This window comes from Ruegeria sp. CF4, assembly GCF_056537345.1.
On sequence record NZ_JBQFRJ010000009.1, the window covers coordinates 135779 to 144340 of the forward strand.

The 8562-nt window shown below is 56.8% G+C and carries 8 protein-coding genes; all 8 read left to right on the top strand.

Features of this window, described 5'->3' with window-relative positions:
• Positions 1-5: 5 nt before the first annotated feature.
• The 8 genes from ACR0NF_RS17075 to ACR0NF_RS17110 all read left to right on the top strand — a co-directional run bounded on the left by ACR0NF_RS17075 (position 6) and on the right by ACR0NF_RS17110 (position 8472).
• Positions 6-983 carry an ABC transporter permease gene (locus ACR0NF_RS17075; RefSeq protein WP_480473304.1) on the top strand — a complete coding sequence of 326 codons (978 nt, stop codon included), beginning with the start codon at positions 6-8 and terminating at the stop codon, positions 981-983.
• Positions 980-1903 carry an ABC transporter permease gene (locus ACR0NF_RS17080; RefSeq protein ID WP_480472946.1) on the top strand — a complete coding sequence of 308 codons (924 nt, stop codon included), beginning with the start codon at positions 980-982 and terminating at the stop codon, positions 1901-1903. Before ACR0NF_RS17075 ends, ACR0NF_RS17080 begins: the two co-directional genes overlap by 4 nt.
• Positions 1900-2877: an ABC transporter ATP-binding protein gene (locus ACR0NF_RS17085; protein ID WP_480778661.1), complete on the top strand. Its 978-nt coding sequence runs from the start codon at positions 1900-1902 to the stop codon at positions 2875-2877. Before ACR0NF_RS17080 ends, ACR0NF_RS17085 begins: the two co-directional genes overlap by 4 nt.
• Entirely contained in the window at positions 2874-3878 is a 1005-nt protein-coding gene (locus ACR0NF_RS17090) for an ABC transporter ATP-binding protein (RefSeq protein ID WP_480473306.1), read from the top strand. Before ACR0NF_RS17085 ends, ACR0NF_RS17090 begins: the two co-directional genes overlap by 4 nt.
• Before the next feature lie 20 nt (positions 3879-3898).
• Positions 3899-5305 carry an amidohydrolase gene (locus tag ACR0NF_RS17095; protein ID WP_480472950.1) on the top strand — a complete coding sequence of 469 codons (1407 nt, stop codon included), beginning with the start codon at positions 3899-3901 and terminating at the stop codon, positions 5303-5305.
• Between the two features lie 12 nt (positions 5306-5317).
• Positions 5318-6703, top strand: coding sequence for a M20 family metallopeptidase (locus tag ACR0NF_RS17100; RefSeq protein WP_480472952.1), 1386 nt, complete (start codon positions 5318-5320; stop codon positions 6701-6703).
• Between the two features lie 204 nt (positions 6704-6907).
• Positions 6908-7504: a DUF6088 family protein gene (locus ACR0NF_RS17105; protein ID WP_480473222.1), complete on the top strand. Its 597-nt coding sequence runs from the start codon at positions 6908-6910 to the stop codon at positions 7502-7504.
• Positions 7505-7578: 74 nt separating this feature from the next.
• On the top strand, positions 7579-8472 hold the full coding sequence (locus tag ACR0NF_RS17110) for a nucleotidyl transferase AbiEii/AbiGii toxin family protein (protein WP_480778662.1): 894 nt from the start codon (positions 7579-7581) through the stop codon (positions 8470-8472).
• Positions 8473-8562 lie beyond the last annotated feature (90 nt).

Genomic DNA, 8562 nt, shown 5'->3' on the forward strand with positions numbered 1-8562 from the left:
TCCTCATGACCGTTTTTGTCATTCGCCGATTGCAGCAAGCAATGCTTGTTGTGTTCCTGATGTCGGTGATTGTCTTTTTCGGCGTCAATATCGTTGGTGACCCGGTCTACATGCTGGTCAGCCCCGACGCGGATCAGGCTGACATCGAAGCTGCAATTCGACGGCTTGGATTGGATCGGCCTATTTGGGAACAGTACTGGTTGTTCCTCAAAGGTGCTGCACAGGGTGACCTCGGCGACAGTTTCGTCTTCGGTGAGCCCGCGCTCAAACTGATCCTGCACCATATGCCTGCCACGATGGAACTGGCCTTCAGTGCACTCTTTCTTGCTATCGTGATCGGTATTCCATTGGGTCTTTATGCCGGGCTCTATCCCGACAGCCCGCTGTCCAAGGGCATTATGGCTGGCTCAATCCTTGGGTTTTCGCTGCCGACCTTCTGGGTCGGGCTTATGCTCATCATGCTGTTTGCCGTAGAACTTAGATGGCTCCCAGCGACAGGGCGCGGCGATATCGGCTCGTTTCTTGGGATTCACAGCAGCCTTTTTACGCTCGATGGGTTGAGCCACATCTTCCTGCCTGCTCTCAACCTAGCGCTTCTTAAGATTTCACTGGCAATCCGCCTTACCCGAGCGGGTGTCCGGGAAGCGATGGGACAGGATTACGTGAAGTATGCCCGGGCCAAAGGGCTTTCGACCCGACGCATCATTCTGGTGCATGTAATGAAAAACATCATGATCCCGGTAGTGACCGTCATGGGCCTCGAATTCGGTAGTTTGATCGGGTTCTCGGTGGTGACTGAATCAATCTTCGCGTGGCCGGGAATGGGCAAACTGCTGATCGACGCAATACTGCAATTGGATCGGCCTGTCGTCGTCGCCTATCTGATGATCATCGTACTGTTCTTCGTGCTGATCAATCTGATCGTCGACATACTCTACTCGATCCTCGATCCGAGGGTTCGTTTGCAGGATCAGGGCGCATGACCGACACCGTCACAGATCATTCTCTGACCCCCGCCAAGTCCCCTAAAGTCGAGACGCCGTTCCAGCGATTTCGGGCCGAGTTCTTCGAAAGCAGGATCGCAACAGCGGCGCTCGGCATATTCCTGATCATCGTTCTGCTGGCCATCCTGGCACCCTGGATCACGCCGCAGAACCCCTACGATCTTGGCCAGGTCAGCGTCATGGATGGGCGCTTGCCTCCAGGTTCCGAAGCATTCGACGGATACACGATGTGGCTCGGTTCGGACGGGTCTGGACGCGATCTCTACTCGGCAATTCTCTATGGCTTGCGTATTTCTCTGACCGTTGGGCTTGCATCTGGGGTGATTGCCCTTCTGATCGGTATGGCGATCGGTCTGGTCGCGGCCTACGCCGGAGGCCGGACCGAAGCGTTCATCATGCGCATCGTGGATCTTCAACTGTCGTTCCCGGCATCGCTTGTTGCGCTGATGATGGTTGCGGCACTTGGTAAGGGTGTCGACAAGATCATCCTCGCCCTCGTGATCGCGCAATGGGCTTATTACGCCCGCACGGTTCGCGCGACCGCGCTTGTCGAGCGTGGCAAGGAATATGTCGAAGCCGCGCAATGCCTTGGAATATCGCGACCCCGGATCGTCTTTCGCCATATCCTTCCGAATTGCATGGCGCCTCTGATCGTCGTTGGCACGGTGCAAACCGCCAGCGCAATCTCATTGGAAGCGACGCTTTCGTTTCTTGGCGTAGGCCTTCCACAGACTGAACCGTCGATTGGGGTGCTGATCGCAAATGGCTTCGAGTACATGCTGTCCGGGCGCTACTGGATATCCGTTTTCCCCGGCATCGCGCTCTTGCTGACGGTCGTGTCCATCAACCTTGTGGGCGACCATTTGCGCGATGTTTTGAACCCGAGGTTGAAGAAATGACGGCAGTACTCGAAGTCAGCGGGCTAAAGACCCACTTCTTCACGCACGCGGGTGTGGTCAAGGCCGTAGATGGTGTGGATTTCACCGTCTCCAAGGGCGAGGTAATGGGTCTGGTGGGTGAGTCCGGGTCGGGCAAGTCGATCAACGGGTTTTCCATCCTTGGGCTGATCGATCCTCCCGGGCGCATCGTCGATGGGTCAATCCGTTTTAATGGTGACGAGATCGCGAACGCACCGGAAGAGCGACTCAAGACCTTGCGTGGCAACCGAATCTCGATGATCTTTCAGGATCCGATGATGACTCTCAACCCGGTCCTGCGCGTCGATACGCAGATGATCGAGGCCATTCTCGCCCATGAAAACGTAAGCCGCCAAACCGCCTGGGAAAGAAGCCGTGATGCGCTTGGTTTGGTTGGCATCCCATCGCCGGAAGAGCGATTGCAAGCCTATCCGCATCAGCTTTCCGGTGGGATGCGGCAGCGCGTGGCGATTGCGACAGCCTTCTTGAACCAGCCGGACCTCATTATTGCCGACGAGCCGACGACAGCGCTCGACGTGACAATTCAGGCGCAGATCATCCACGAGGCACAGAAGCTGACGAAACGCACGGGAACCGCGATGATCTGGATCACGCATGACCTTGCCGTTGTGGCAGGGCTCGCGGACCGGATTTCGGTGATGTACGCAGGACGGATCGTTGAGCAAGGCAGTATCGACGATGTTATCGACCGTCCGTTGCATCCCTATACGGTCGGGCTTCTCGGATCGGTTCCGACGGCGAACCGGCGCGGGCAGCGTTTGTTCCAGATCGAAGGGATGACGCCAAACATGCTCGCCCTGCCTGAAGGATGCGCCTTTGGACCGCGTTGTCAGGCCCGAACGGCAGCGTGTTCCAAGCGCCCCCCGATTAAGGACGTGGATGGCCGCAGCCTTCGCTGTTTCAATCCGCAACGCACCAAGGAGACGACGCTTTGAGTGAGCCGCTCGTTGAAATCCGAGGCGTTTCGAAGCGCTTCACCAAACGTTTGGACGTCGCGGGGAAAATCGCACAGCGACTTGGCGCAAACATCCGGGAAGAAACGGTCCATGCTGTCGATAACGTGAACCTGTCGATTCAAAAGGGTGAGGTTCTGGGATTGGTCGGCGAATCCGGCTGCGGCAAGTCCACTTTGGGACGTGTTGTTGCCGGCATTCACCCTGCAAGTGACGGACAGATGTTCTACGGAGGCAAAGATGTTGCGACGTTGAACGGCACCGACAAACGCGCGGCGACCCTCGCAATTCAGATGATCTTCCAGGACCCCTTTGCCAGCCTAAATCCGCGAATGCGCGTCGAAGATATCATCGGCGAAGCACCGCGTATGCATGGGATCGTCCGCAAGGCAGAGAGTGCGGAATACGTGGACGACGTGATGCGCAAGGTCGGCCTCGACCCGTCGCTCAAGCGGCGTTACGCGCATCAGTTTTCCGGCGGTCAGAGGCAACGGATTGGAATTGCACGTGCGCTCGCCGTGAAGCCGAAGTTCCTTGTCTGCGACGAAGCCATCGCTGCGCTGGACGTGTCGATCCAGGCGCAGGTTATCAACTTGTTCATGGATCTGCGCGAAGAGCTGGGCCTGACCTATCTGTTCATCAGCCATGACCTGAGCGTCGTCGAACACATCGCCGACCGCGTGGCGATCATGTATCTGGGCCGCATTGTCGAGAGCGCATCGACTGAGGAAATTTTTTCGGACCCACGCCATCCCTACACGAAAGCGCTGCTTGCAGAGGCTCCGCGCCTTGATCAGCGCCGGCGTGAGTTTGCCCCGATTGAGGGGGAAATTCCGTCGCCGCTCGATCCGCCATCTGGATGTACCTTCCACCCGCGTTGCCCGGTGGCGACCGCTGAGTGCCGCACCACTGTTCCTGAACTGAAAGCGGGGCGCGGCGGGCGCGAAACGGCTTGCCTGCTGGAACACGCCGAAACCGTTTGAACGAGAAGCTGGAGAGCCCCTTGAAAAACGCCGATCCGATCTGGGACCACGTCGACCGCCATCGTGATGATTTTATCGCCTTGTCAGATCGAGTCTTTGACACGCCCGAGACGCTTTATGCCGAGTACAAGTCCGTCGCCGAACATGTGCAGATGTTACGCGCTCAGGGCTTCAAGATAACAGAGAACGCAGCTGGCATTCCTACGGCCGTGATTGGCGAAGCAGGAGACGAGGGTCCGGTGATTGCCATCCTCGGCGAGTTCGATGCGCTGCCATATCTGAGCCAGGCGCCAGGTGTGGCTGAACATCAGCCGCTTGAAGAGGGCGGCAACGGGCATGGGTGTGGTCACAATCTTTTAGGGGCCGCCGCACTCTTGGCCGCGACGGCGGTGAAAGACTGGCTGGCCGAAAACGGCATCAAGGGCCGTGTGCGATACTATGGCTGCCCCGCTGAAGAAGGGGGCGCGGCCAAGACATACATGGTGCGCGAAGGACTGTTCGATGATGTCGACGCAGCCATCTCGTGGCATCCAGCGACCTTCACAGGCGTGAATGAGGCCAGATCGCTCGCGAACACCCGGATCGATTTCACTTTTCATGGAAAAGCTGCCCATGCGGCGGGTGCACCGGAATTGGGTAGGTCGGCGCTTGATGCGGTTGAACTGATGAACATCGGTGTAAATTACCTGCGCGAGCACATGCCCGACAGCGCCCGGGTTCACTACGCCTATCTCGATGCAGGTGGTGTTGCGCCGAACGTGGTGCAGGCCAAGGCCACAGTGCGCCAACTCGTCCGCGCCAGCTCGCTACCGGACCTCGCCGATTTGGTTACGCGCGTCCGAAAGATTGCGGACGGCGCGGCGCTGATGACAGGAACGCAAGTTACCAGCCAGGTCTTTTCCGGCGTTTCAAACCTGCTTGGCAACCGTCCTTTGGAAGAAACCATGCAGCACGAGCTAGAGAAACTTGGACCCGTCGCCTTTGACGAGGCAGATCTCAGTTTTGCCCGCGACATTCAGACCACATTAACCGCCGCTGACATCAATACGACCTTCAAGCGGATCGGTGCTAAGCCCAAAAAAAATCTCGCACTCTGCGACTTCATCGCACCTCTTGATCGCCACAGCGATGGCGGCGAAGGCTCGACAGATGTTGGCGACGTGAGTTGGGCAGTCCCAACCGTTCAGGCACGAGTTGCCACCTGTGCTATAGGAACGCCGTTTCATACGTGGCAAACAGTGGCACAAGGCAAGGCGCCCGCGGCTCACAAAGGCATGGTCTACGCGGCAAAAGCAATGGCCGCGACAGCTTGTCGACTGGTTGAGGATCCCTCGCGCATCGAAGCTGCATGCGCGACGCATCAAGACCATCTGGGCCAAACACCTTACACATGTCCGATCCCGGACGACGTGCGTCCACCTGTCTGAGGCAAAACAACCGTGACCCGCGCCTCTGCAATAGACAACGCCGCCCAGTTTTTCGACACCGGTCAATTTGCAACAGAACTTAGCGAACTGGTTGCCCATGAGACGGAGAGCCAGACACAAGAAAAAGCCGCGGAGCTTCCGCGCTATCTTGAGGAAGCCCTCGTTCCGCGCCTGAGCAGACTCGGGTTCTCCTGTGAAATCTACCCGAACCCTGTGCACGATGCCGGACCGATCTTGGTTGCAGAGCGCATCGAGGACGACACGCGTCCGACAATCCTGTCCTACGGGCATGGCGACGTGATCCGCGCGCAAACGGATCAATGGCGCGACGGGCTTCACCCATTTCGACTGGTTGATGAGTGCGACCGCCTCTATGGACGCGGAACAGCCGACAATAAGGGGCAGCATCTCATCAATTTGGCGGCGCTGAGCGCTGTCATTGAGGCCCGTGGAGCGCTCGGCTTCAACATGCGCATTCTCATTGAAATGGGCGAAGAAATGGGATCACCGGGGTTGTCGGAGTTTTGCGCCAAGCACAAGGACAACCTAGCCGCAGACGTCCTGATCGCATCGGACGGGCCGCGCCTTCAGTCCGACACGCCCACGTTGTTCATGGGGGCAAGGGGCGGCAATTCGTTCGACCTCATCGTTGATCTAAGAGACGGCGCGCACCATTCGGGTAACTGGGGCGGTTTGCTTGCCGACCCCGCGATGATCCTTGCACAAGCCCTCTCGACGATCACCGATGTGCGGGGCCAAATCCAAATACCAGAATGGCGGCCGACCAGCCTGACTGAAGACATCCGGGACACCCTGCGCAACTTGCCGGTTGGCGGGGATGGTGGTCCGAAGATTGACGAGAATTGGGGAGAGGAAGGCCTGACACCGGCCGAACGCGTCTTCGGCTGGAACAGTTTTGCGGTCCTCGCAATGAAAAGCGGTGTCCCCGAGGCACCGGTCAACGCGATCTCGGGATTTGCCATAGCCGCCTGCCAGCTCCGCTTCGTTGTTGGCACTAACCAATCCGATATCCTGCCCGCCCTTCGACGCCACCTTGATGCGAGAGGTTTTGAGATCGTTCAGATCAAGCCTCATGACCGCAGCTTCTTTGATGCAACGCGAACGTCGCCCAACCATCCGTGGGTGTCTTTTGTCGCGCGTTCGCTTGAAAAAACGTGTGGGAAGCCACCCCATGTCCTGCCAAATCTCGCCGGTTCCTTGCCCAACGAGGTCTTTTCCGATTTGCTCGGTCTCCCAACGGTTTGGGTGCCGCACTCCTATCGTGGCTGTTCGCAGCACGCGCCAAACGAGCACGTGTTAAAGTCAGTTTCGCGTGATGCATTGCGCGCAATGGCCGGGCTTTTTTGGGATATTGGCGACCTTGCCAGGTCGCTCTGATCCCGCGCCACAAAGGACTTCATCCGTACCTGGATCGGGCGTGTATCGCATATCTGACTGTAAATGACCGCTTTCACAGATTGGTAGAGTTGCTCTCGCATATGCAGCGAAAGTCAGCTGTCCGCCCGACTTACACATCACCTCAGCTTTCTCCTAACTTGAATGTCAGAAAAAAGTACTATATTTTCTGACAAGGAGAAAACTATGATCACTTCATCGATTAAACAACGCATCATCGGAAAAGGCCGGGGGGCAATCTTTGCGCCACTGGACTTTTTGGATATCGGCTCCCGCGCAAGCGTGGATCAGGCATTGTCGCGTTTGGCGGATCAAGGGATGATCCGACGGTTAACGCGTGGGCTTTATGACTATCCGAGAAAGAGCGCCCGATTAGGGCTGTTGTCTCCGTCAGCCGATGACATTGCCAAAGCGATTGCACGCAAAGACAATCAGGTTCTACAGCCCTCCCCTGCCATGGCAGCCAACCAGTTGGGGCTGTCGACCCAAGTGCCGTCCAAGCCGACTTATATGACCGACGGCCCGACCCGCACCAAGACAGTTGGTCGACAAGTCATCCAGTTTCGAAATGCATCATCCAAAACGCTAGTTGGTGCAGGCCAGAAAACCGGCGCCATATTTCAGGCGTTACGCTATGTTGGCAAAAACCAGGTGGATAGCCGTGTTGTCGACACGCTGGCCCGCAATCTGGATGTTAAGGACCGCGCATTGCTCGCAAAACAAAGTAGATATGTACCGGCCTGGATGCACCCGGTAGTGCAGCAAATTGTGGCACGGGTCTGATCTTGGACCAGTTTGCCAACGATACTCCAAAGAACCGTGAAGAAGCGTTTCAGGAAACGGCCGCAAAGCTTGGTATGTCCAAGGCAATCGTTGAGAAGGATTTCTGGGTCTGCTGGTCGCTGAAACATCTATTCGCCCTGCCCTCTTTTGGCACTCACATGATCTTCAAGGGTGGGACATCGCTATCCAAGGCCTATGACATCATCCATCGGTTCTCGGAAGACGTGGATCTGTCACTCGACCGAGCGCAGCTTGGATTCGAGGGCGAACGTGACCCCGAGCACCCTGCCCTTTCCGGCAAAAAACAAAAGCAACTATTGCAGGAACTTCAGGATACGGCCACCAAAGTAGTCTCAGGACCGCTTCTGAAAGAAACCAAGATCAAGTTTGGCGCCGCGCTGGATCAGCACTTTTTCCTGTCGGTCGATCCTAATGATGCACAAACCTTGCTTTTCGCCTATCCATCCGAGACAAGTGCGGCCAGCGGCTACATCCAGCCGGTAGTGCGGTTCGAATTTGGCGCCCGTGGGGTTCACCTACCAGCCGAGTCCCGCAGGATATCACCTTATGTGCATCAGGCCTTTCCAGACCTTTTGGGGGAGGGCGACGTCGATGTGAAGGTCTTGGGTGTTGAACGCACATTCTGGGAAAAAGCCACGATCCTGCATATGCTCTTTCATCAGAACATCACCAAACCTCTGGCTGACCGTATGTCGCGCCATTATTACGACATGGCTCAGTTGATCAGACACGAGTCCCATTCTCGTGCTATCGAACAGATCGACTTGCTGGATCAGGTTGCACACCATAAGTCCGTCTTCTTCAAAGCGGCTTGGGCTAACTACGAGAATGCCAGGCCTGGATCTCTAAGATTGCTACCAAACCCTGAGCTGAAAGCAGCGCTGCGCCGGGACTATGTGGGGATGCAAGAAATGATCATCGGGGATGGCTCTGTTGCAAAGTTCTGAACGCGCCAAATTGTCTTGGCGATTATACCAAAGTTAGGCAGCCAGTTCTGCGAATTGACGAAACGGACGGAGTCCGGGCGTGAACTGACC